This is a genomic window from Pseudoalteromonas sp. THAF3, assembly GCF_009363775.1.
GTDB lineage: Bacteria > Pseudomonadota > Gammaproteobacteria > Enterobacterales > Alteromonadaceae > Pseudoalteromonas > Pseudoalteromonas ruthenica.
This window is the reverse complement of sequence record NZ_CP045419.1, coordinates 131,794-156,649: the sequence shown is the minus strand read 5'-3', so window position 1 is coordinate 156,649 and position 24,856 is coordinate 131,794. Positions and strand designations below refer to the sequence as shown.

The following is a 24,856-nucleotide window of genomic DNA, read 5'->3' as shown; positions in this document are numbered from 1 at the left end:
AAAAAAGCCGCTTAGTTGCGGCTTTTTTATTTAAGTGTGGCCAACATAGCTGTGCTAAAGAACATCTTCTATCGGCAATAAAGACATAAGCCATACTTTAAAACGCAACCATGCACTGGTATCAGGCTCAGTGGTCAATCGCTGTTGGTTCTTTCTGTCTTGCCACACAATATCGCCCTGCTCGTCGAGGCTTAGTTGCCACGCATATTTAGGCATTTCCGTTGTGATCCATCGACTTAATAAGCGATTCATACGCTCGGAGTGAATCAACAGTCCTTGCTCTGTGTTTAAATTAAACGAGCGCGGGTCTAGATTTAGCGAACCTACAAATATTTTGTCATCATCCATGGTCATGCTTTTGGCGTGCAAGCTGGCAGTGGAAGAGCCACGAAACCCTTTACGCTTCGGTTGCTGCGCGGCTAAGTCCAGATTACGCTTAAGCTCCCATAATTCGACGCCCATAGCCAACAGCTGCTGGCGATAGTCGGCATACCCAGCATGCACAACCGGCACATCGGTGGCGGCAAGCGAATTGGTGAGAACAGTCACAGCAACCCCCTGCTCACGCCATTTCTTAATGAGCTCTAATCCTTTATCTTTGGGAATGAAATAAGGGGAGATAATGTTCACACGCTGGCGAGGCTCTCCCATGGCTGCAAACAGCTTCGGTGCCATGTGCGTACTATTATTACGGCTATCGGTTAACAGCTTATTAGGGTCATCAACATATAACTGCGCTTCTGCCCAGTCCATAGACAGCTTACCGTTAACCAATGTTTGTACCAAAGTGGACTCTTTAAGCCTTTGAATATAGGGGCTTTCGTTGTGAAATGCGGTGCTAACGTAACGACTTAAGCGGCTTGATAACTGCGCCAAATCTTGGCTGTCAGCACTGCCAGACAATTCATTGATATCCTCAGCGAGTGGATGATTCCAATATAAGTCGAAAGCCATGGTTGCCTTATCAACGATTGGGCCGACACCCAGTACGTCAAAGTCAACAAATTGTGAGTTATGATCACCGGAAAAATAGGCGTTGCCAATGTTCCGCCCCCCAGTAATGAAGAGCTCGCTGTCAACGATAAAGCTCTTATTGTGCATACGCCGCGATACACGGGAATAATCAGTGATAAAACTTAAGAACCGCAACCGCCTGTGATTCAAAGGATTAAACAGTCTCACTTCAACGTTGTTATGCACCGCCAAAGCACTTAAATCTTGCTCTAAGTTCGCTTGAGATAGGTCATCAAGTAACAGGCGAACTCGCACGCCACGCTCGGCAGCACGCAATAAATAGGCACTCAACAGCTGTGAGGTTTCTTCGCGATGATACAAATAGTACTGTAAATCGACAGAGTATTGCGCTGTCTCTATCAGCGCAATACGTGCAGCGAAGGCATCTAGGCCATCAATCAAGGGATAAAACCCCGACAGTTCAGGGCTGGGCTGTTCGTCTATAACATTCGATATCAAAGCTGTTCCCTTCGCTGGCATGGAATAACTGGCATCATCTAAGTTGTGCACGTTATACGCTTTAGGGGCTACGCAACCGGCAACCACCACCACGGCAAAGACAAGTAATAAACGCGCGTTGATAAGGGCATCCATTGTGATTACCTAAGCAACGTAGTCTATTGTTACTATAACAAATTCAGGGGGATATAAAAGGAGGTAGGAGGATCATACGTCGCTATAGGGATTAAGCGACGTCGTCAGTCACATCAACAATATCAATCAGCTTTTGGTTAAGAATTTTTTTGGTGCAATTGCAGCATTTGCCACACTGCGAACCAACCTTTAGTTCTTTTGTAAGATCGCGCATTGAACGGGCTCCATCATCAATCGCCTGCTCAATTTTTTTGTCTGATACACCATGACATAAACAGATATACACGAATACAAACCACTCTCAATTGCGTTATTGGCTTTATTTTAATCTAAACAAAAATAGTTATCAATAAAAAATTGTTGCTGTTTTATTGCGCTATCTACACTTTGCTAACAAGCAATTAGACATCTAATCATTGGTGCTGATAAAAAAATTTTGTATCTCTATTCTCGAGTTGTACCCGCCACCAAAAAAGCACTTTGATATACCTATAACTCAATGTTTTAAATTGATATTTCTCAATTCACCGACCAGTGAAAATTTGCCTCCTAGTCAACATAGATCTTTGCCTACGTTTTGATCTGAACAAACTCTGAAGCTTGATCATTTCAGCTCAAACTATTAATCTTTATTTTAATTGAACGGTCAATTAATAAAAATATGCCTAAAGTCGGAATGGAACCTGTGCGGCGTCAACAGTTAATCGACGCCACTTTAAACTCAGTTGCTGAGCTTGGCTTACATGCCACCACCATCAACAGCATTAGCAAACGTGCCGGATTATCTTCGGGCATCATTAGCCATTACTTTGGTGGTAAACAAGGTTTGATTGAAGCAACGGTGCGTTACTTATTAACCCAGCTGAAAATTAACTTGCTGGCGAAGACCACCGCTGACAACACGCTCAGTCCCCGAGAGCGACTAAACTTAATCGTTGAGTCAAACTTTGCTCCCGTACAGCAACAGCATGATAGTACCCGAACTTGGCTGAGCTTTTGGGCGCAGTCATTGCACGACCCTGCCCTATTCCGACTGCAGCAGGTCAACAGTCGTCGCTTACGCAGTAATTTACAGGTGTCGTTTAATACCCTGATGCCACGCGACAAAGCCAAGCAGGCCGCCGAGTTGGCCGCAGGCATGATTGACGGATTATGGCTACGCTGTGTACTCAGCCGCGGTGAAGCCGATGACTTTCATCACGCTGAGCAGTTAAGTAAAAGTTATATCGATACCCTGATAGCGCAATTTGGAGAACAGTAAATGTCTTACCCTCGCTTACAAAATTTTATTGATGGTGCCCCCATGGCCAACGCCAGTGGCGATGTGTTTGATGTCATTAACCCAGCAACTGACGAGGTCATCTATCAGGTCGAAGTGGCCGATGAGCATATCCAACAGGCCGCCATCGACAGCGCTAAAGCTGGTTTCGCGCAGTGGTCAGCGATGCAGCCTATCGAGCGTGCCCGCATTTTGCACAAAGCGGTGGCGTTGTTACGCGAGCGTAACGATGAGCTGGCAAAAATTGAAGTATTAGATACCGGTAAACCGTGGCAAGAAGCCGAGTGCGTCGATGTAGTCACCGGTGCCGACGCCATTGAGTACTTTGCCTCATTAGCGCCCACCGTAGTCGGCCAGCAGCAAGAGGTTGCCGGCGATTTTTATTATACCCGCAAAGAGGCGTTAGGGGTGTGTGCCGGTATCGGCGCATGGAACTACCCCCTGCAAATCGCGTGTTGGAAATCTGCACCCGCCTTGGCCGCAGGTAACGCCATGATTTTTAAGCCTTCGGAAGAAACCCCAAAAGGCGCCAACATGTTAGCGGAGATTTTCATTGAAGCCGGCGTTCCAGCAGGGGTTTTCAATGTCGTCCATGGCGCCGCCGAGGTGGGTCAGTGGCTTACAACCCACTCAGAAATCGAGAAGGTCTCTTTCACCGGCGAAGTGGGCACAGGTAAAAAAGTAATGCAAAGCGCCGCCAGCAACTTAAAAGACGTCACCATGGAGCTCGGCGGCAAATCGCCACTGTTGGTATTTGATGATGCCGATATTAGCGAAGCGGTCAGTGCCGCAATGCTTGGCAACTTCTACACCCAAGGTGAAGTGTGCACAAACTGTACTCGTGTATTTGTGCAGCGTGGTGTTTATGAGCAGTTTATGAGTGAACTGCTCGAGCGCACACAAAAGAATATTATTGCCGGCGATCCGTTAGACCCTGAGGTGAACTTAGGCGCGCTGATCTCGAAAAAGCATCAACAGCTTGTGCTTGAGTACATTGACAAGGGTAAACAAGAAGGGGCTACCGTTGCTATCGGCGGTCATGCGCTGACCCCAACAAGTGCGCCGCAAGGCTATTTTGTTGCCCCAACCGTATTTACCGATTGCGATGACAACATGACTATTTGTCGCGAAGAAATCTTTGGTCCGGTTATGAGTGTCTTAGTGTTTGATGACGAGCAAGAAGTCATTGAGCGCGCTAATAACACACCTATGGGCCTAGCCGCTGGTGTAATGAGCCAAGATCTACGCCGCGCCCACCGTGTGATCCACCAGCTTGAGGCTGGTATTTGTTGGATTAATGCTTATGGCGCCTCCCCGGCAGAAATGCCTGTGGGCGGCTATAAGCTATCGGGCATCGGCCGCGAGAATGGCTTAGAGGCTATCAACCAATACCTACAAACGAAATCGGTGTACGTGGGTATGAACCAACTTGAGAGCCCGTTTTAAGGAGGTGTCATCATGAACAGCGAATTTGATTATATTATCGTTGGCGCCGGTTCAGCGGGTTGTGTACTGGCAAACCGCCTGAGTGCCGATAGTAACAACCGGGTGTTGTTACTTGAGACCGGCGGCAGTGATAAAAGTATTTTTATTCAAATGCCTACGGCGCTGTCTATCCCTATGAATACCAGCAAATATGCTTGGCAATTCCACACTGAGGCAGAGCCGTATTTAGACAATCGCAAAATGCATTGTCCTCGCGGCAAAGTACTCGGTGGCTCATCGTCTATCAACGGCATGGTGTATGTACGCGGTCACGCCAAAGACTTTGACGAATGGCAACAACACGGTGCACAAGGCTGGAGCTATCAGGACTGCTTACCTTATTTCAAAAAGGCCGAGCAGTGGTACCTCGGCGGTGACAGCTATCGTGGTGGCGATGGTCCATTGGGCGTAAATAATGGCAACGACATGAAAAACCCGTTATATAAAGCCTTTGTTGATGCCGGTCAGCAAGCAGGCTATGCCTTTAGCAAAGATTATAATGGTGCTCAGCAAGAGGGCTTTGGCCCTATGCACATGACCGTAAAAGACGGCAAACGTTGTTCGGCGGCGCGTGCCTATCTGGATCCGGTCAAAGAACGCAGCAACCTCACCATCGTCACTCATGCGAAAGCGCAAAAAGTGTTACTAGAGGGCAAACAAGCTCGTGGTATTCAGTATCGCGTTGGTGGCAAAGTTCATAAAGCCATGGCCAACAAAGAAGTGATTTTAAGTGCCGGGCCCATTGGCTCTCCACATTTGTTGCAGTTGTCTGGCATCGGTGACAAAGCCCATTTAGATAATGCCGGTATTCAGTGTACACACCATTTACCCGGTGTGGGCCAGAACCTGCAAGATCACTTGGAGTTTTATTTCCAATTTAAGTGTAAGCAACCTATTACCCTCAATGGCAAGCTTGGGCTGTTTTCAAAAGCCATGATCGGGGCCCGCTGGTTATTATTCAAAGATGGCTTAGGGGCGACCAACCACTTTGAATCTTGTGGCTTTATTCGCTCTAAAGAAGGGGTTGAGTGGCCTGACCTACAGTATCATTTTTTACCTGCGGCGATTCGTTACGATGGCAAGAGTGCCTTCGCTGGCCATGGCTTCCAAGTCCATATTGGTCACAATAAGCCGAAAAGTCGTGGTCATGTGTTGGTTAAAAACAGCGACCCTGACTGTGCGCCAAAAATTCAATTTAATTACCTTCAACACCCGGACGATATCGAAGGCTTTCGTGCCTGCGTGCGCCTAACGCGCGAAATTATCAATCAAAATGCATTTGATGCATTCCGCGATGAGGAAATTCAACCGGGTACTGATGTGCAAACAGATGAGCAAATTGATGCCTTTGTGCGCCAAGCCGTTGAAAGTGCCTACCACCCTTCTTGCTCGTGCAAAATGGGTGAAGATGAAATGGCCGTGGTTGATAGTCAGGCAAAGGTACATGGTCTTGAGGGTCTGCGTGTGGTTGACTCCTCAATTTTCCCGACCATTCCTAATGGCAACTTAAATGCGCCCACCATTATGGTAGCGGAAAAGGCAGCCGACCATATCTTAGGAAAGACTCCGCTTGCGTCGCAGCATGTTGAAGTGGTCAACGACCCGCAATGGCAGCAGCGACAGCGTAGCCAAACTCTGTAACTAATACGATTTCACAAGGCTTTCTTGGTGCAGCTCAATAGCTGCGCCCTGGGCGCCTTATATTTTAAAAACAACAAAATGGAGAAAATATGAACTATTTCTACTTATATTGGGAGGGTGATAATGACTTTATGGCTTAGTGCTGGCATTTTATTTACCCTACTCGCTATCGTCTTTATCTTGGCGAAATGGGGGAATGTGCAGTGCGTGGGTGTCACCCCAGTACGAACCTTCACCTTTATTGCTATCTTGTTCACCTCCGGCCTGGATGTGGGACTGATCATGTTCCCATTGACCGAGTTTGGCGGTTATGCAGACATAAACGCAAGCCCAGAATATGCATTCACTAACCCGCTCGCCATTGAGTTTGGTTTTTGGGGCTTTTTCATCTGGAGTTTTTACTTCCTCACCTGCTTTTATTTCTGCGTAATTGAGCCCAAAGTAAAGTTCTTTGAGATCCCTTGGGTGAAGTTTATTAATAACGTGGTGATTATTGGCACTTGTGCCTTTACCGCTTCATTATTGTTGGCCAACTTACCATGGTATTTGCCTAGCATCGGTGATGGCGAGAGCATCATTCCGTTATTTTACCTCATTGTCTTTGCCGCTATTGCCTTTTCTGTTTACTCCAGTACCGACATTAAATATGTACGTGTATTGAGTGTATCCACGACGTGGGTCTTTATTGGCCTTATCGCCTTTATGTGGGGCAGCGCCTTCTTATGGGGTGATAGCGCCATGGGTGAGTACGCTCAGTCAGTGGCCATGCTGGGAGGCTATTTTGGCAACATCCACGAATTTATCTTCCCTATCAATGATTACCACGCCTTCTACCTGTTTTGGTGGTTCGCATGGAGCATCATGATTGGCCAATTTACCGCCCGCTTTGTCGGTGGTCTTAAAACCTATCAGGTGCTAGCAGCGATGTTGATCTTCCCCTCTATTCCAATTGCGCTGTGGTTTGCGGTGTTATACCACTATCACGATGCAGGGCTAGATACGACGGGTATCCGTAACTTCGCCATGGTGTTTGTCGGCATTATCTTCGTGATCAACTCGTTGGACTCATTAATCCGTCTTTATAGTGACAACCTCAATCTGACGACTAAGCGTCTGGGTAAATGGCGTTACATGGGCTTCCATTTTCTAGCCTTAGCAGCGCTGACACTGTTGTTTACTTTTGACTTCTTACAAATCCAATGGGTCGGTGCCTTGGTAATTGGTCTATTCTTTAGTTGTTTAGGCTACATTTTGTACACCAAATTCAAAACCGTGAGCAACATCGATAGCTCACCAAAAGAAAACCGTCTTGATTATAAAAAAATAGAATCCGTACATTAGGAGCAATGATGAGAAAAACAATTTACTCTTTAAGCGCAATCTCGTTAATGATGGCCTCACAGGTCGCATTGGCTGATTGGTCAGCAACAATTACTGGTGCTAGCGACTACACCTTTAATGGTGTAAGCCAAACTGAAAACGACCCAGCGCTGCAAGGGAGCATTGATTACGCTGCCGATAACGGTTTCTACGCCGGCAGCTGGGCGTCAAACGTCGACTTTGGCGATGGCACTGACTTAGAGTGGGATTTCTACGTCGGCCAATTTCGCCAGTTGAACAACCAGCTGTCTGTGGATTATGGTATCGCTTATTACAGTTACCACGGCGCGTCTAGCTCCAGTGACGGTAACTATTTTGAAGCCTACACCAAATTTGCCTATGACTCGCAACTGGGTACTACCGAGGCCAACTTCTGGTACACCTGGGATTACTTTGGCACCGATGCCGGCCATGTTATCTCTATGCTAGCTCATAACTATGCACTGGCAGAGGGTCATAACTTGCGCTTAAGCGTAGACGCGTCAAACTCGCTAGATGGCGATAAGTTCGCGTGGCAAGCGGATGGCAAATCCTACGTACATTACCGTCTCGCCTATCAAACCTCCTATTCAGGCTTTGATTTCGAGTTAGCGGCAGAAGATACCAACCTTGATAGCGAATACGCTGATGAGCGCTTGGTACTGTCAGTGAGCAAAACGTTCTCACTGTAAATCCCCACAATGGGCGCCGACCATGGCGCCTATTTTATTAACGCTAAAACCTCTTTGAATTGCGGATGCTCGCAACTGTGCATCCATCCGAATATAGCCGTCTCTGCAGAGCATACCTGCACGCCAGCTTGGCGCAGTTGCAAAAGCGCCCATTGTTTGTTTTCTTGTTTTCGTGAACACACCGCATCGGCTATCACACTCACTGTGTAGCCCTTGGCCAATAAATCCATTGCCGTGAAGTAGACACAGACATGACTTTCCATACCACACAAATAGATGTGCTGGTGCGAGCCTAATGCTTGCTCAAAATCTTTATGCTGGGCGGCACTGAACGTTGTTTTGGTAATATAGTTAGCGTTCCCTATTTTAAGTTGTGCATCGGTTGGCCCGAGACCTTCGGGGTATTGCTCTGTCACCACACAATGAATATCAAGGCAGTGACTGGCGCTAAGTAGCAACTGTACCTGAGCACGTATATGGGTGTACTCGCTCATAGCGGGTGCTAACTTAGCTTGCATATCAACAACCACTAAGGTTGCATTTTGTGCATTATTGTTCATTAAACGCTCCACTTTGTTCCTTTTTGTTTTCCGAAATTCATCATAAGGTGTGGTTTTTTCAAAGTAAAATTATAAAGATATAGTGACGAACCAAGGTTCTATGCTAAATTTATGTATTATTGTTAACGATTAGTTGATGCCTAAATGCCCTGAGGGATTTAAGGCTAATATGTTGGTTTCAACTTCAATTGGGGTCAGCCATTGCGTCGTCTACATAGCGCATGTATTACTGTGCTTTTCATGCTTTTGCATTTATTTGCTACACCCTCACAGGCACACGTCAACGATGCTGGATACGGCTATCAGCTCCAACGTTTATCCACTGATGAGGGCTTGTCTCAGGGCTCGGTTAGTGCCATAGCCCAAGACGATTTCGGCTATATGTGGTTCGCCACAGGGCGTGGTTTAAATCGTTACGACGGCTATAAGGTAACGCTTTTTGAGAGCCAACACTCGGCGCTAAGTAGTGACTTTATTTTGACCATGCTTAAACTAGCAAATGGCAAATTACTCGTGTCGACGCAGTTCAGCGGCGTGTACTTGGTCGACCCGGCCACACTCACTTCCAAGCAAATCATTGCCAACACCCTTAGTGAACACAAGATAGACTATGTTAGCGTCTCTGCAATCGCTCAAGATCCCCTGAACCCTGAGCGTGTTTGGCTTGGCTTAAATCATCATATTTTCAGTCTCGATTTAACCGATAACTCACTCACCCATGCCTTTAGTATTGCCAATGAAACCCATATCATCCGCGCCTTGCTGCCACATCAAGATGGGCTTTATGTCGGTGCATCTAATGGCCTTTACCATTACCAACAAGGCCGAGTGAAGCAAATTAACTACCTACCCAAGAGCGAAGCGCCGAGCGGCGATCAGCAAAACGTGAAACTGTTGCGCTTTGACAGTGAATTCGGCCTGATGATCGGCACGGTAGAAGGCTTGTACAGCATGAGCCTCTCGAGCCCCAATACATTTAGAACATTATTGCCAAGCTACAACATATGGGGCTTCCAACGCTATGGGCTTTATGACTTTATCGCCACAGATGAGGGCTTAAAACAATTTAATCGGCAATCTTTGCGCGCGCAAACACTGGTCCAATTTAGTAAATCGCGCTTTGCCGTCAGCGACAACAGTATCCAAGTACTCTTTCGCGATAAAGGTGGCATGTTGTGGCTCAGCTCTCGCTCCCAAGGAGTATTCTCGTGGTCGCCGCTGTCTATGCGTTTTCGCCAGCGAACGCTTCCTAGCGGCCAATATAAACATGGGCATATCGCTTGGGGCATGCATGAGCAGGCCGATGGTACATTGTGGGTGGGCAGCGATAACGGCCTCAATCGTCTCAGTGCCAATGGTGAGAGTGAGGCATATTTGGTCAATAAGGACGATAAGCTCGCCATTGGCCAACAAACTATCTATCGTATCTCACCAGCTACACATCAACCAGACTCGCTTTGGTTAGATTCGAGCTACGGCAGTGAGCTATTTAACATCAAAACCAGTACCCTCACCCGACCGTTAGAAAAAGCAGATAGACCACAAAGCTTCGACCCCCAGAGTTACTATGGCGGGCTTGTGCAGTTACCTGACAATCGGGCGTTTTTTATCGCCCCCAGTGGCTTTTATATGTATGACCCCGAGGCCAACCGCATTACCGATGTGCCAGCACTAAATCGTGCGCTTTTGCCTGATTTAGCCACGCACTTTCTATCGCCGCTGCCTAATCATCCGAACGACCCACTGCTCAGCCATAGCGGTACGCTTTATCGCTATGACACCTCGCGCCAACAAGTTGAGGTGGTTTATGAATCCGCCAACACGAACCCGCAGCACTTTAATTATATTGATGGCTGGACGGTCGATCAGAATAATTCCTTGTGGTTAAGCATCGATAACGAGGGCTTAGTTGCTCTTGATATGGAAACACTTGAGGTTCGCGCCCGAATAGGCCTCGAACAAGGATTAAAGAACCTTGGCGTGTATACGCCAGTGGTGGATGATTTAGGTTACTTGTGGTTTGGCTCCAACAACGGCTTGTATCGATTAAATATAAACTCTGAACACGTGCGCTATTTCACCGTAGAAGATGGCCTATCCGCATCGGAGTTTAACGCCTTCGCGGTACTTAAGCGAGGCAACGGCGAGCTAGTATTTGGTACCGTAAAAGGGTTATTGGAAATAGACCCGACAGACTTCGTCTCTGGCAACACCCAGTATATTGCACCACCACCGCAAATCACCAATATTGATTTATTATCTCGTTCAATCGATTACTCCCCTATCAGTTATATTGACAAGCCGCTACAGTTACAACACGACGACCTCGGGCTGACAATATCCTTTTCTAGTTTTAACTTTTTACACCGCAGCCAAGTGCGCTACCGCATTAGTTTATCGGGTGCCAGCGACTTTACTTATAACGATTACAAAGACAACACCTTACAGTTTGCAAAACTCAACCCCGGACGCCATGAACTAAGCATTCGTGCTTTCGACCCCGTCTCCGGCAAGTACTCACGTGAGGCGCGTCTTATTGTTAATGTGGCCTACGCGCCATGGCGTTCGCCGCTTGCAAAAACCATGTATGCCTTGCTCGCCATTGCGATTATTGGCGCTTGGCTAATGTACTTACGCGCACAACAACGCAAATTACGTGACGCCCACAGTGTAGCGGTCAACTCGCAACAGCAAACCAACCTAGCTCTGCAAAGCAGTAACAGCGGTGTGTGGCACTACTATGTATCTGAGCGCCAATTTGCGCAGCGGCGTCTTAGCGACGAGCTCGGTTATGCTAACAGTTTTTTGAGCTGCTCATTTGAGCAACATGCCGAACTTATTCATCCCCATGATGTGGAGCGCTATCGTACCCAGTGGAAGCGCTTTTTAAAACAAGGGGAACAAGGCACTTGGGAGTGCACCTATCGCATTGCTCACAGCAGTGGTGAATGGCTGTGGTATCACGAAGTCGGGCGCATTACCGAATGCGACTTACAGGGGCATGCGCGAGTCGTATCAGGCATCTATACCAATATCACCGACGCGAAAGCCTCAGCGCAGCAAGCCACAGTATTAGGTGAAGCCATCAGCCAGATCAGCGATTGGTTACTGATTTTAGATGAGCATATGCAGCCGTTCTCCGCCAATCATAGTTTCCTGCAAGCCTTTGCCAGCCAGCAAGCGCCACAACTTAATATTCAGCCATTTGTGCGTGCTCTAGGTAAACACAAATATAAGAAGTACATGAGTATCATTGGCCGCTTAAAAGCGGGGCAGAACTGGCGTTGTGAAGAGCAGATCCGCACCAAGCATAATCGCCACCATCCAGTGCAAATAAGCGTCACTGCGGTGTGCCGTGATAATAACGACAACCGTGATGAGGTAAGCTACTACGTCATCGTGATCACCGATTTGACCGAGCAAAAGCGTGCTGAAGACGAGTTACGCTACTTAGCCAATTACGACCCCTTAACCGGGTTACCGAATCGCACTATGATGCGCTCAAAAATATCCCAAGCAATTGACTATGCGAAAGAAAACGCTTCCCTTTTGGCCTTATTATTTATTGATTTGGACAAATTTAAGCCGGTAAATGATTCGTTTGGCCATGCCGTAGGTGACCAAGTGCTGTGCTGCATTTGTGAGCGCATCAGCGAACAATTAGACGACAATGCGCTGCTCGCGCGTCAAAGTGGCGATGAGTTCTTGTTACTGATAGAACATGTCCATTCACCACAGATGCTCAGTGAATTTGCTGAGCACTTAGCCAAGGTGTTAGAGCAACCCATAAAAATTGGCAATATTACTATCAATATCTCTGTCAGTGTGGGAATTGCGTTGTCTCCTTTCGATGCGGATAACGCCGAAGATCTTATTCGTAATGCCGATATGGCGATGATCCATGCCAAGAATGCGGGCCGCAATGGCTATAAGTTCTTCACCGAACAAATGAACAACCGCATTACCCATAAGTTAATGCTAGAAAATGCGTTACAAGATGCCTATCGCGATGAGGTGTTACTCAACCACTACCAGCCCATTGTGCATGACTTCCAAAAGCGCATCGTAGGTGTGGAGCTCCTTCTGCGCTGGCCACATGAAGGCACCTTTATCTCTCCGGGAGAATTTATCCCCATCGCCGAGGAGATAGGCTTAATCGATGCCATTACCGAGCAAGCACTACACAGAGCCCTGCGCGATTTAAAGCCTTGGTTTGAGAGCTCTGATGATTTCTATTTATCTTTGAATCTGTCGCCTATTCATATCTTAAAGTCGAATTTAAGCGACCGCCTACAAGATATATTGGCTCTTCACCATGTTAGCCCCACCCAGCTTCGCTTGGAGATCACCGAAAACACCCTACTCGAAGATAAAACCAAAGCGGCAGAGCAACTTAACCGCTTGCACAGCGCCGGATTCAAACTTTTCCTTGATGACTTTGGCACTGGTTTCTCATCACTGACCTATTTGAGTCAATTCCCCATTGATGTCATTAAGATAGACCAAAGCTTTGTACGGCAAATTGGGGTAAATCCAACCAATGAATCCATTATTCGCACCATTCACAACTTGGCGCGCAGCCTTGGCTTATACTGTGTCGCCGAGGGGGTGGAGACCAGAGAGCAAATCTTTTTCCTCAATAAGTTAGGGTGTCACCATTTACAAGGATTCTTCTTTGCTCGACCAGTGGACGCACAAACACTGCTATCGAGTGAGTTTATCGATGGCGTAATTGATAAAACCAAGAGTTTGTAGTGCTTGAGTGTCGTCGATGCTTTGAGTTTACGCCTAGTTAGTGGGAAATATTTAACACAGCGCGAAGACTGCGGTGCAACTCATGCGCTTGCAGTGGCTTGGAAACGAAGGCATTCATCCCCGCCGCCAAACAACGGTTTTTGTCCTCTTCATAGGCGTTGGCAGTAATCGCGATAACGGGCATGACGCCATATTTATGCGGCTCTTTGCGAATATGTTGGGTACATTGATACCCATCCATGTGCGGCATTTGGCAATCCATGAGCACCACATCATAGCGTTGCTGCTGGAGCATATCCAAAGCTTGCACTCCATCTTGAGCGATGGCCACCTCACAGCCCAAAGGTTCAAGCATCTTGACAAGGACTAATTGATTTACAGCGTTATCCTCAACCACCAGGACGTGTCGCTCAGTTAAATCAGGCGCCGAGAGTTCGCTATGTTGGTTAACCTCGATGTCCTCACAGGCTGGCGCTTTGATGGTAAAACTAAAGCGGCTGCCTTCTCCTTCATCGCTGGAAACGCAGATATCGCCGCCCATTTTTTGTACCAAGGAGCGACAGATTGCCAGTCCCAGACCAGTGCCTCCGTACCGCCGAGCTGTTGACACATCAGCCTGAGTAAATTCCGTAAAGATACGTGCTTGCTGCTCTTCGCTCATGCCTATGCCAGTATCACGCACCGTCACTTGAAGCTCATCATCGCGGTATTGCACGCTAAGGACAATCTCTCCTCGCTCGGTGAATTTTTTCGCGTTGCTTAATAAGTTGGTGATCACTTGGTTGAGTCTGAGCTCATCAACACGAATACTAGAGGGCACATTCGGGGCAATTTCGCACGCAAAGCGCACCTCTTTGTTGTCGTTGGCGCTATTAAATACCTGCTCTACGTGAGTGAAAAATGCTCGTGTAGCCAATGGCTGTGCGTTCAATTCCAAGGCATTGGCTTCAATTTTACTAAAATCCAGTATGTCGTTAAGAATTTGCAGTAGGTTTTGTGCACTTGCATCCAAGGTGGTTAAATACTGGCGTTGCTGGGCGCTCAGCTGCGAGTCTTGCAGCAAAATGTCGGTGATCCCGAGCACACCGTTCATGGGTGTACGCAGCTCATGGCTCATGTTAGCTAAAAACTGTGACTTTGCTCGACTGGCCTGGTTCGCCCTATGCACCGCAGTCTTGAGCTCTGCAGTTTGCTCTTGTACTTTACGCTCCAACTCTTGATTAAAGCGCGTTAGTTGTTTGTTCAAATCGCGGTTGCGGTCATCGGATTGTGCTAGCTGCTCAAAACTCTGCTGGAGTTGCACCACCAGCGAATCAAACTGTTCGTGTAGTTGCTGAACTTCCTGCCATTCGTGTTGGCTAAGCGGCGTCTTATTTGGCAGCATCGGGTAGCGCTGCATTACTTGGGTTAAAAAGTTAAGTGGCGCCACCAATCTTTGGCTTAGCTGGCGAATGAAAATTCCTGCCAGCAGCAAGAGTACCAGCGTGAGCAGCAACACGTACAACCAGGTTGAAGCGACCACAGAGTTTACATGGAGGCGGTTCATCATAGCGATGACCGTCCAACCTGTTTGGGAGCTATTAAGTGACCGGCTGTAATACAGCTCATTGTTAGCAGAGCGGTATAAAGCGCTTGAATCACCGTTAAACTCCGCTAAAGCAGGTTGCTCGAGGTGGCTTAGCACTTTGTAAGTATTTACACTGCTATACACCACGTGATTGTTGGCATCAATGACCAGCAATTCCCCTTGTTGCTCAAACAAGTAGGGCCGAAAGCGACGAAAGGACTCTAATCGCAGCGAACCTTCAATCACGCCTGCAAACTGTTGTTTTTCGTATATCGGTGCAGAGATGCCAACAATGGGGTTGTCACCTAAGCCACGACCGCGAAAAACACTGGAAATATAGCCGTTAGGGTGGCTGTGCGCTTGCGTGAAGTAATCGCGGTCTGTCACATCTCGCTGCTGTGCGGAGAGCCCATCAAGAAGCGACTTGGGCCATCCCACATACGCCACCCCTTGCTGATTGATCAGTACCGTAGAAATAAAGCCAGGGTACATTTGCCCTAAATGACTAAGCTGCCAACGCTCATCAACACCTTGCGCCAAGGTATCGCGCGCCGAAACAATGGCATTTTGGTGCTGTTCCAGGTAGCTATCTATTTGTTGCGAGACCCTATCTGCATGGGCACGTAATTGTGTATTGACCTCATACTCTATACGTTCATAGTGATCGTTAACCAAAATCACGGTCGTCAACAGCACCACCAATAGAATCAATACGCTGACCACGTAGCTGAGAATATGTTTGAGCGAGTTTTGCCGATAGTGCCAAACTATAAAGGGTAAAAAGTAGCTTAATAGGTCAACTACAGCTAATGAAATAATGGCGTTAAGTAAGTACTTGAAAATAGCAGTGGTAAGCGATAACCACGGCAACTCGACCATCCAATGACCAAAAACCACCAGCAGCGGCAAGCCAACCAGCAACCAAAAGACCCCACCCCATGGCAATAACGGACGCCTTAAGCGGCGACAACAAAACCAATGCAGCCATATCAACTCGAGCAAAAATGCGATACTGGGCCAAGCATGTTGCCAGCGATAAAAGATAAAAGCAGAGGCGATAGCCAAGGTGATAACACTGTAGCGTAAGCCCAAGGCAACGAGGCTCAGCAACACAAAAATTTGCCCGAATAAAAACTCAGAGCTGTCCAAAAACCATACAGGTATTAGGTGCGTCAACCCGCCAATCAGGCCGAGTAAGCAAGCCACCATGAACTTGTTGCTGCTTTGAAGTCCGGTGCGAATTGTGCTCATTTGTAGGAAAGCTTAAAAACTTATAGGAACTGCATAGTCTTAGTGTTGTACACAGTGATGCGCTTGTCCATCTTCGGAGTGCGGATGAGCCTCTATTTGCAGTACGCTGTGCTCAACATTAAAGCGTTGTTTTAACATCTGTTCGGCATTGTTTCGACAGACTGCATCATGAGCCGCGACAGTACATTGATGTTTCAACACGATATGCGCGCCAACGGCGAGCTGCTTGTCAATTCGAGATACGGTCACATTGTGCACACTGTGTACGTGAGCGAGTTTAGTCATCGCCTTTTCAATAGCTTGTGCACTGGGCAAACGCCCTTCTTGATTCTGCAACCGCTTTATACACTGTACAATAAGGCGCAAACCGGTGAATAACACGAACACGGCTATCACCATGCTAAAAAGCACATCCAATTGCTGCCACCCAGTGAGCGCGATAGTGACACCGGCCACTAAGGTACTGACGGTGGAGAGCAAATCAAAGAAAGTATGGAGAAACACCGCGTACACATTAATGCTGTCTTTGCGGCCCTTGTACAACACCCATGCAGCGCATCCATGAAAGACAAAGCCGATACTTGATACCCACGCCATAATGGTGGTATTAACGTCTTTGTGATGCCCCTCATGCATTTCAAAATACCGCTCAGAGCCAAGAAACAAAATGGTTAAGCTAATTCCCAAATACAGGCTGCCATTAATAAGCCCGCCCACTAATTCGGCTTTTTTATAGCCTTCATTAAAGTTGCGTGCCAAATGAATAGCGATAGAGGACGCCAAAATAGCGATAAATAACGTGCTGTTGTGCACAAATAAATGACCGGCATCGGCGAACACCGCTAAAGAGTTCGCGTGATAAGCCCCTATTAGCTGGATGACCATAAAGCTACAGGTTATAGCGAGCGCAATAAGTAAGCGTTTGCGAGAAGCCTGGTGTGTGGTGATGTCGGTCATGCGCGCCGGATGATACTCGGGAATGATATATAGTCGCAATTGTACTTGTTTTGCGACTATATTACACCCGTTTTCATCACCACCCATTGTGAATGCACAAGAACTGCTCATAAAAGAGTGATAGGCACCAACTGCCCGCTTTGGAACCAATCACCGCTCTAACTTGCCGGTCATATCGATAACTAAATTTCCCTAAAAATCATCCATATGTAACTTTTTTGTTAAATCAGCATTGAAACTATGCTTTTTTTAGCTAATCTCAAAGTCGCGTGGCGACACAACAGGACTGAAGGATTGCTCTTGTGTGTAACCAAAACGCAAAAACACATTTATATAAGGAAATATAATTATGAAACTAGTGAAATCACTCTCTACTGTGGCCTGTGTTATCGGCCTATCTCTTGCTTCAACTTCCTCTGTATTAGCTGCGTCTTCGACCTCGGTAGTCGGTACTTGGCGCAACCATGTCAATTGGAATTGTAATACTGCGGGCTCAACGCCGATTACCGCTGCGTTATTTACAATTAATGCCGATGGCACATGGAGCTACCCATACGGAGGCGGTAACTGGTGGCAAGAGGAGGGATTGGTGATCATCTCTTTCGATAGCTACCCGACTTTGCAGTACGTGGGTAATGTGACTAAAGATGCCGTTGTTGGCATTCAAGGCTACTCCGACAATCCAGGTTCTCGCGGCTGCTTCTATTTGTTGCGTGAACAAGCGGGTAAAGCCAGCGACGTTAAACACTATGTCGATGGTAAGGATGCGGTTACCAATCGTTGATCACTTTTATGGCGGTGCCCTATACACCGCCTTTTGCCCTTATTGCCCATTGCTGCGCAAATAAAATTCATGCTAAGTTGCTGAGGTAATAAATAAAAGCGTATGCAGGGTTTTACCTATCTCCAATTCATCTCTAAGCCATGCCCTTGTTGTTGAAGGGGGCGCGATGCGTGGCATTTTTGCCACCGGCGTACTCGATACGTGGCTGCAACAGCACTACCAGCCCTTTGATATGTATTTTGGAGTGTCCGCTGGCGCAACCAATATCGCCGCTTATTTGTGCCAACAACACCAGCGCAACTATAAGGTGATCACGGATTACTCGTGCCGACCTGAATTTATTAATTACCTACGTTTTGCACGCGGCGGGCACCTGTTTGATTTGGATTGGCTATGGCAACAGACCATTGCTGATATCCGCTTAGATTTAGCGACATTTGCGAAGCAAGTCGCACCATTTTATGTGGTGGCCACCAACATCGCCAACGGTCAAGCTGAGTATTTAAAAGCCAACGCCGATAATTTAGAAGCGATTTTAAAAGCCTCTTGTGCGTTGCCTTTGGCCTATCGCGATTACCCGCAAATTGGCGATAAGCAATATACCGATGGGGGTCTGAGCGATTCCATCCCCGTGCAACAGGCTTACTTAGAAGGAGCGAAACGCATTACCGTGATTTTGTCCCAGCCGTTGGGCTATCGCAAAAAACCGAGTCGCTCACACTGGGTAACACGACGCCTACTGCGCGATACCCCGGCGTTGATCAGTGCCTCGAGCCGCCGAGCAGAGGGATATAACCAAAGCTTAGAATTTATCCACTCACCACCGCCGGATTGCCATATCGAGGTCATTGCCCCGGAACCAGAGTTTGCTGTGGGCAGAACCACACGTGATGCGGCCAAATTACGCCACGGCTACACTCTAGGCTGTCAGCAAGGGCTAGACTATTTGCAGCGGCTAAGCATCAATTAGCGAGTACGTATTTAGACCACAAAAGCTTTCACTTGCTGTTGCAGGCTATCAGCGAGCTGCGCCAATTCTTTACTGGCATCGGCGTTTTGCTGTGAGCTTTGCGATACGCTGGTAATGCTGTCGTTAAATTCATTAATATTTTGGCTTATCTCAGCAGCCACTGTCGTTTGCTCTTCGGTGGCTGTAGATACTTGTAAATTCATATCGGCAATGTCAGCGACCGCTTCACGAATACGGTTAATGGCGGTTGCCGATTCTTGGCTATGATGCTCACTTTCTTTGGCGCTGTCATCGGCACTCTGCATTGCTGCCACGGCCTGGCCAGCCATATCCTGCAGCTTGGCGATCATGGTATTGATGTTTTCTGTGGCCTGTTGAGTATTGTGTGCCAGTGTACGCACTTCATCAGCAACCACCGCAAAGCCACGCCCTGAATCTCCGGCGCGGGCAGCTTCAATGGCAGCATTCAGCGCTAGCAAGTTGGTCTGCTCAGCCACCCCTTGAATCATAAGCACCACTTGGTTGATCTCATTTGACTGGGCATTCAACTCACCAATCAATTGGGCGTTTTGCGCAACAATACGAGATAAGGTGCGAATAGCCTCAAGGTTATCATCGATGGTTTGACTGCCCTGCTCGGCCAAGCCATCAGCAGATGCAGCATGCTGCGAGGTATTTTGCGCGTTTTGAGCCACTTCTTGAATCGCTGCACTCATTTGCGTTATGGCGGTGGCTATCATCGCACTTTGTTGCTCTTGCTGGGTTGCAGTCGAGGCTACCTGCGCACTGATCGCTTGCATTTGCTCTGACGCCGATGACAACGTCAGTGTCGCACCCGTGACGTCAGTAACCAAAGTGTGAATTCGACTAAGCATATGATTGAAGTGCTCAGCTGTAGTGGCTATTTCGTCTTTCCCGGTGACTTTGGCACGCAGGGTCAAATCGGCCTGCTCGGCAATGGTTTGAATGGTGCCCTGCAAGTGGCTCAAAGGCCCATGAATAGAGCGGTAGATAAACCAAGCCAATAAGGCCATAAAGGCAATGGTCAAGATGATAAAAACTAACAACAAGGTGGTGACGTGGGAAACTTGCTCATCGGCACTGTCGCGAAACCGCTGCGCTTCTGATAGCTGCAAATCGATAAGTGCCGCGTAGCTGCCACTGAGTGGGTCAAAAACACTGTAAAGGTCGGCTACAAACTGCGATTGGTCCATCGCTTTAAAGGTGCCATTTTCTATGGCCCGCATGTACGCATCAATTTTCTCAACCACCGGTGCGAGGTACTCATCCACGTCTTCGGTTAAGCGCTGCTCTTCGGTTGTGAGTTTGGTTTGTAAATAGTCCTGCCAATGCTGCTGCGCGGTGGCTTTCGCCTGTTCAATCAAAGATATAACTTGCGATTTGTCGATAACGCCAGCGCGATACTTATGCAATAAATCGACAATGTTGACCGCGTAATTATCTGACACCACTTTAATTTGCTTTAATGGCACCACCCTATCTTTATAAATACTGTCAACGCCCTCGCCAATGGTATTAAGTTGAGACATACTCAGCGCCGCTGAAATAATAAGTAATACAATTGGAATTATGGACAAAATAATCAGTCGCATCTTCACAGACATGGTATTGAGCATGGGACACCCTCGTAATTTAAACTAAGATTTTTGTGCCTATCCATGCACTTCATGCAACAGCAGTTGCTACTTAATTATTTTCGAAGATAAGCAAATGCGCCAATCCAGTTTAAAAAATTACTGTTCTCACCCCGAGATAATATGTAAAAACGAGTGTGATTAGCGATTCACGCTAACCCGTATGTGATGAATACGATGGACGACAGTTGGTCTTTTAATGGTCACGAACCCAACCAATACTTAACAAATAACGATTTCCTGAGGTGACCTTAGTAACTGCATGCTCACTGATATCGGGGCGAAATAACTTGATTCGTTTAGAGCTGTAAATAGGCGATTTACAAACAAACTGACCGCCACAGCGTGCTTGTTTGAGGATAATATTAAGCCGATAATGCCGGCCTGCGGTTACTTTGTCAGTGTGCGTGGGCACCTCACAGCCTTGTGGGAACTTGAGCAAGTAAACATCGAATTTTAGCGGCCACCATGCCCTTGCCAGCAACATTTTCTCATAACCGCTTTTCTGGCGGCCTTTTTGCCATCTAAACATACAGGTACTTCATTTTCTCTCCTTAAGGCCTCGCACCCTACTCAATGGGCAAAGTTACTCATGGTATTTTCTTATTACCGCAATTTTGCCGTCTTCAATTTCCAATACTTCCATCATGACTTGGCTATATTCTATCGGTTGATTATTTTCAGGATGGGTGCCCTTAGCGTAGTTTTTATATCTTATAGCAACGGCTGAGTGGTTAAATGTAAATACATCCAATAGCTCTGCATTGTATTCGCTGTGGGCGCCAAGATAAAAAGTCATCCCTTTTCTCATTGCCTCTTTGCCATTTGCTAAGCGCGAATCATCTGTCACCCAAGGTAAGTGCGAATGCCCAACATCCTCTGTAAGTAAATTAAGATGGGTCTCCAGCTCTTTCTTTGTTGCTCCTGGGCTTTGCGTGGCAACCATGGTATCGAAATACTTTTGAGCAAGTTCATTTAGATCAATTTTTGTCTCTTTGGCGGATAGCGATGCTGAAACCAACATTGATACTGCAAAGAATAGGTATTTTTTCATTGAAAACTCCGTTTTCGGTTAATTCATATAACATGTTTATAAAGACCCAACCGCGTTCCTCGAAGCCAGTAATGCGATTGAATTCAAGCGACTCATTGGCAAATTTGTCCAAAGCGAGCACTGAATGCCACCATAGGTTTGGGTAATGTGACGAGTTACACCATTGTACGATTACAGTAAGTGGCCATTTCAAAGTCACTGATGTTCATGGCGATATTCGGAACATTCGGAAATAAAGTTACCAGCTTTGATACCATTTGCTGCGATAGCATCGCCTTTTGCTCAGTCGTCCTGCCTTGCATGATGGAGGCGAAAACATGAATGAAGGGCTCTCGCTTATTACCTACAGAGTATTTTTCGAAAGAATTTATTCTGACTTTGATATCACGTTCATCAAACAAATTGGTAGCACAAGCTTGCAAAAAAAGTTGTTCAATAATAAAGGCTTCATCATGGGAGACGAAGATGTCCTGTGAGCAATCCATTACAAAATGTGGCATTAATCCTCCGCCGACGGTCTGACTAACAGGTATTGTCCCTGCTTTACACGCTAGCATACCTTGTAAAATTGAAATTCGCTAATGAAGGTAACGCAATGAAAAATAAACTGAAAAATGACAGCTAACAACACCGGTAGCGCGGTATAAGTATAAGTTGCCGGCATTCAAATAAAACCACTTAATCGGTAGGGGGACAGGCACAATCAGCTTTACCGCTTGCATTGGCAGCTGCTTTCAATTTCACAGCACAGGAAAAAAGCCGCTCATTGAGCGGCTTGGGGACTACACATCTGGAGATTTCAGGGTGTGTGCAGTATCTACTTTAAGCGGCATCACTTTGCGCTTGGTCGTCGCTGTGACGAATTAAGTAATCAAAGGCGCCAAGGCTGGCACTGGCTCCTGCGCCCATGGCAATAATGATTTGCTTAAAAGGCGTGGTGGTGGCGTCCCCAGCGGCAAAGACCCCAGGCAGATTAGTCGCGCCTTTATCATCAATCGTTATTTCACCAAAAGAGCTTAAATCCAGACCACTGTCTTTCAGCCACTCGGTATTAGGCACTAAGCCGATTTGTACGAATACGCCGGCTAAGGCTACATGCTGCGATTGTTGTGTTTCGCGGTCGGTGTAATTAAGACCGGTCACCTTATTGCCATCGCCAACAATTTCGGTGGTCGCCGCATGGGTAATGATGGTGACATTAGTAAGGCTTTGCGCCTTTTTAACCAGCACGTCGTCAGCACGTAAGGTATCGGCAAATTCAAGTACTGTTACATGCTCAACAATGTTGGCTAAATCGATCGCTGCTTCAATGCCTGAATTACCGCCACCAATCACCGCTACCGACTTACCTTTAAAGAGCGGACCATCACAGTGCGGGCAATAAGCAACCCCGTGGCCTCGGTATTCACGCTCACCTGGCACATTCATTTCCCGCCAGCGTGCCCCCGTGGCGAGGATCAGGGATTTGCTTTGCAGTGTGGCACCATTATCCAAGGTGATGGCGCGGCTATCGCTGTCTAAACGTGCGGCGCGCTGATTATCGATGACATCGACATTATATTCTTTCACATGCTCTTCTAGCTGAGCTACCAGTTTCGGGCCCTCTGTGGCTTTGACCGAGATAAAGTTTTCAATGGCCATGGTATCGGCTACTTGGCCACCAAAGCGCTCAGCGACAATACCGGTGCGCAGCCCTTTTCGCGCCGCATAGATAGCAGCCGATGCACCTGCAGGACCACCGCCGACTACCAATACGTCATAAGGGTCTTTTTCATTCAATAGTTCGGCTTGGCGCGCCGCAGCTCCCTCATCGACTTTGTTAAGAATGTCATTGAGGCTGATAGCGCCTTGGCTAAATAGCTCGCCATTCAAGTACACCGTAGGCACCGCCATGATGTTGCGCAGCTCTACTTCCTCTTGGAACAAGGCACCGTCTATCATGGTCACATTCACCCGAGGGTTCAAAGCCGCCATGGTATTGAGCGCTTGCACGACGCCTGGGCAGGTTTGGCAGCTCAGCGAGATATAAATTTCAAAATTAAGGGTTTTATCTAAGGCCTGGATTTGCGTGCGTTGCGCCTCATCGGCCTTAGTTGCCACACCGCCGCTGTGCAGTACAGCGAGCACTAATGAAGTAAACTCATGACCCATCGGGACCCCAGCGAATGTAATCGAGGTGCCTTGCTCGCCGAGTACTTGCATCGCAGGGCGTCGCGCTGCTTGGTGGTCTTGCCGTATACTAATGCGCGGGCTCAACTCGGCCAAATCGTTGGCCAAGGTGTCTAATTCTTTACTTTTATTGCTTTCATCGAGGGCTAGAACCAGCTCTATATTGCCCGTCAATGCACTAAAATGGCTTGATAATTGATTCTTAATGGTACTGTCTAACATGGTTAGCCTCTTCAAGCGTTAGAAAAATAAGGCGGTGTTGCCACCGCCCGAATGTTGCGATTTAGGCGCTATTAGATTTTGCCGACAAGGTCGAGCGAAGGTGCAAGCGTTTCTTCACCTGGCTGCCAAGAGGCTGGGCATACTTCACCGTCGTGAGTAGCGATGTACTGCGCCGCTTGTACTTTACGTACTAACTCTTTAGCGCTGCGGCCAATGCCTAGGTCGTGCGTTTCAACCACTTTAATTTCGCCTTCAGGGTTGATAACGAAAGTACCGCGTAGCGCTAGGCCATCTTCTTCAATCATCACACCGAAGTTGCGAGTGATTTTGCCGGTTGGGTCGCCAATCATTGGAAACTCAATTTTACTAATGGTTTCAGAAGAATCGTGCCACGCTTTGTGGGTGAAGTGGGTGTCCGTAGACACTGAATAAACTTCAACACCCATTTCTTGCAATTGAGCGTAGTAGTCAGCCAAGTCACCTAGCTCGGTAGGACATACGAAAGTAAAGTCCGCTGGGTAGAAAAACACGATTGACCATTTGCCTAATAGGTCTTGCTCGCTTAGCTCAACGAAGTCACCTTGGTGATAAGCCGTTGCGTTAAAAGGTTGGATTTTAGTGTTGATCAATGAGTTGCTCATAAATTACCTCATGTTGTCTGTCATCAGTTTTAAATAATTAGCGGCGTGTGCCGCTGCGTTGATGAATAAGATAGAGGTTGTGCTTTAACAAATAAAACAGATTGATTCGATTACAACCATCGATAAATATGATTGACGCTTAGACTTACTGCGATTTCTCAGACCGTTAATGGCTTTTTCGCCTGAACTCATTGAACTCTTTAACCT

At 47.2% G+C, this 24,856-nt stretch carries 19 protein-coding genes; 8 read left to right on the top strand and 11 right to left on the bottom strand.

Translation table 11 applies throughout. From position 1 onward, the window contains the following. Positions 1-54: 54 nt before the first annotated feature. Positions 55-1,608 carry a phospholipase D family protein gene (locus FIU82_RS15810; RefSeq protein WP_130145767.1) on the bottom strand — a complete coding sequence of 518 codons (1,554 nt, stop codon included), beginning with the start codon at positions 1,606-1,608 and terminating at the stop codon, positions 55-57. A 91-nt stretch (positions 1,609-1,699) separates the two neighbouring features. Next, a complete protein-coding gene (locus tag FIU82_RS15805) occupies positions 1,700-1,894 on the bottom strand; it encodes a (2Fe-2S)-binding protein (RefSeq protein WP_022944621.1) in 195 nt (64 codons plus the stop codon). 375 nt (positions 1,895-2,269) lie between these two features. Here FIU82_RS15805 and betI point away from each other — a divergent pair, with 375 nt between their 5' ends. From betI to FIU82_RS15780, 5 genes are all read left to right on the top strand, one after another. Next, the gene (betI, locus tag FIU82_RS15800; RefSeq protein ID WP_138509652.1) at positions 2,270-2,869 is read left to right on the top strand and encodes a transcriptional regulator BetI; all 600 of its coding nucleotides are present in this window, start codon (positions 2,270-2,272) and stop codon (positions 2,867-2,869) included. Further along, positions 2,870-4,333, top strand: coding sequence for a betaine-aldehyde dehydrogenase (betB, locus tag FIU82_RS15795; protein WP_045978986.1), 1,464 nt, complete (start codon positions 2,870-2,872; stop codon positions 4,331-4,333). Positions 4,334-4,345: 12 nt separating this feature from the next. Further along, the gene (betA, locus tag FIU82_RS15790; RefSeq protein WP_152441572.1) at positions 4,346-6,013 is read left to right on the top strand and encodes a choline dehydrogenase; all 1,668 of its coding nucleotides are present in this window, start codon (positions 4,346-4,348) and stop codon (positions 6,011-6,013) included. A gap of 123 nt (positions 6,014-6,136) precedes the next feature. Further along, a complete protein-coding gene (locus tag FIU82_RS15785; protein WP_022944617.1) occupies positions 6,137-7,354 on the top strand; it encodes a BCCT family transporter in 1,218 nt (405 codons plus the stop codon). Positions 7,355-7,401: 47 nt separating this feature from the next. After that, positions 7,402-8,064, top strand: a complete 663-nt coding sequence (locus FIU82_RS15780) for a TorF family putative porin (RefSeq protein ID WP_231658120.1) — start codon at positions 7,402-7,404, stop codon at positions 8,062-8,064. Positions 8,065-8,093: 29 nt separating this feature from the next. Here FIU82_RS15780 and FIU82_RS15775 read toward each other — a convergent pair whose 3' ends face one another. Next, complete coding sequence (locus tag FIU82_RS15775; RefSeq protein ID WP_130145775.1) at positions 8,094-8,624, bottom strand: isochorismatase family protein; 531 nt, start codon at positions 8,622-8,624, stop codon at positions 8,094-8,096. 240 nt (positions 8,625-8,864) lie between these two features. Here FIU82_RS15775 and FIU82_RS15770 point away from each other — a divergent pair, with 240 nt between their 5' ends. Beyond that, positions 8,865-13,379: an EAL domain-containing protein gene (locus tag FIU82_RS15770; protein WP_152441571.1), complete on the top strand. Its 4,515-nt coding sequence runs from the start codon at positions 8,865-8,867 to the stop codon at positions 13,377-13,379. Positions 13,380-13,416: 37 nt separating this feature from the next. Here the strand turns inward: FIU82_RS15770 and FIU82_RS15765 are convergent, their stop codons facing one another. Together FIU82_RS15765 and FIU82_RS15760 are read right to left on the bottom strand one after the other, a co-directional pair. Then, a complete protein-coding gene (locus FIU82_RS15765) occupies positions 13,417-16,197 on the bottom strand; it encodes a hybrid sensor histidine kinase/response regulator (RefSeq protein ID WP_152441570.1) in 2,781 nt (926 codons plus the stop codon). A 39-nt stretch (positions 16,198-16,236) separates the two neighbouring features. After that, positions 16,237-17,154 carry a cation diffusion facilitator family transporter gene (locus FIU82_RS15760; RefSeq protein WP_045979060.1) on the bottom strand — a complete coding sequence of 306 codons (918 nt, stop codon included), beginning with the start codon at positions 17,152-17,154 and terminating at the stop codon, positions 16,237-16,239. 349 nt (positions 17,155-17,503) lie between these two features. Here FIU82_RS15760 and FIU82_RS15755 point away from each other — a divergent pair, with 349 nt between their 5' ends. Both FIU82_RS15755 and FIU82_RS15750 read left to right on the top strand, forming a co-directional pair. Beyond that, positions 17,504-17,938, top strand: coding sequence for a hypothetical protein (locus FIU82_RS15755; RefSeq protein WP_022944611.1), 435 nt, complete (start codon positions 17,504-17,506; stop codon positions 17,936-17,938). A gap of 166 nt (positions 17,939-18,104) precedes the next feature. After that, on the top strand, positions 18,105-18,908 hold the full coding sequence (locus FIU82_RS15750; RefSeq protein WP_253946387.1) for a patatin family protein: 804 nt from the start codon (positions 18,105-18,107) through the stop codon (positions 18,906-18,908). An 11-nt stretch (positions 18,909-18,919) separates the two neighbouring features. Here FIU82_RS15750 and FIU82_RS15745 read toward each other — a convergent pair whose 3' ends face one another. The 6 genes from FIU82_RS15745 to ahpC all read right to left on the bottom strand — a co-directional run bounded on the left by FIU82_RS15745 (position 18,920) and on the right by ahpC (position 24,649). Further along, on the bottom strand, positions 18,920-20,521 hold the full coding sequence (locus FIU82_RS15745; protein WP_253946392.1) for a methyl-accepting chemotaxis protein: 1,602 nt from the start codon (positions 20,519-20,521) through the stop codon (positions 18,920-18,922). A 238-nt stretch (positions 20,522-20,759) separates the two neighbouring features. Continuing rightward, on the bottom strand, positions 20,760-21,095 hold the full coding sequence (locus FIU82_RS15740) for a 2OG-Fe(II) oxygenase (RefSeq protein WP_152441567.1): 336 nt from the start codon (positions 21,093-21,095) through the stop codon (positions 20,760-20,762). A gap of 54 nt (positions 21,096-21,149) precedes the next feature. Continuing rightward, the gene (locus tag FIU82_RS15735) at positions 21,150-21,617 is read right to left on the bottom strand and encodes a nuclear transport factor 2 family protein (protein WP_152441566.1); all 468 of its coding nucleotides are present in this window, start codon (positions 21,615-21,617) and stop codon (positions 21,150-21,152) included. Positions 21,618-21,772: 155 nt separating this feature from the next. Then, positions 21,773-22,117 carry a 5-carboxymethyl-2-hydroxymuconate Delta-isomerase gene (locus FIU82_RS15730; RefSeq protein WP_130145786.1) on the bottom strand — a complete coding sequence of 115 codons (345 nt, stop codon included), beginning with the start codon at positions 22,115-22,117 and terminating at the stop codon, positions 21,773-21,775. Between the two features lie 322 nt (positions 22,118-22,439). Next, positions 22,440-24,008 (bottom strand): alkyl hydroperoxide reductase subunit F, encoded by a 1,569-nt coding sequence (gene ahpF / locus FIU82_RS15725; protein ID WP_152441565.1) that lies wholly within the window; start codon positions 24,006-24,008, stop codon positions 22,440-22,442. A 71-nt stretch (positions 24,009-24,079) separates the two neighbouring features. Then, on the bottom strand, positions 24,080-24,649 hold the full coding sequence (gene ahpC / locus FIU82_RS15720; RefSeq protein WP_022945858.1) for an alkyl hydroperoxide reductase subunit C: 570 nt from the start codon (positions 24,647-24,649) through the stop codon (positions 24,080-24,082). Positions 24,650-24,856 lie beyond the last annotated feature (207 nt).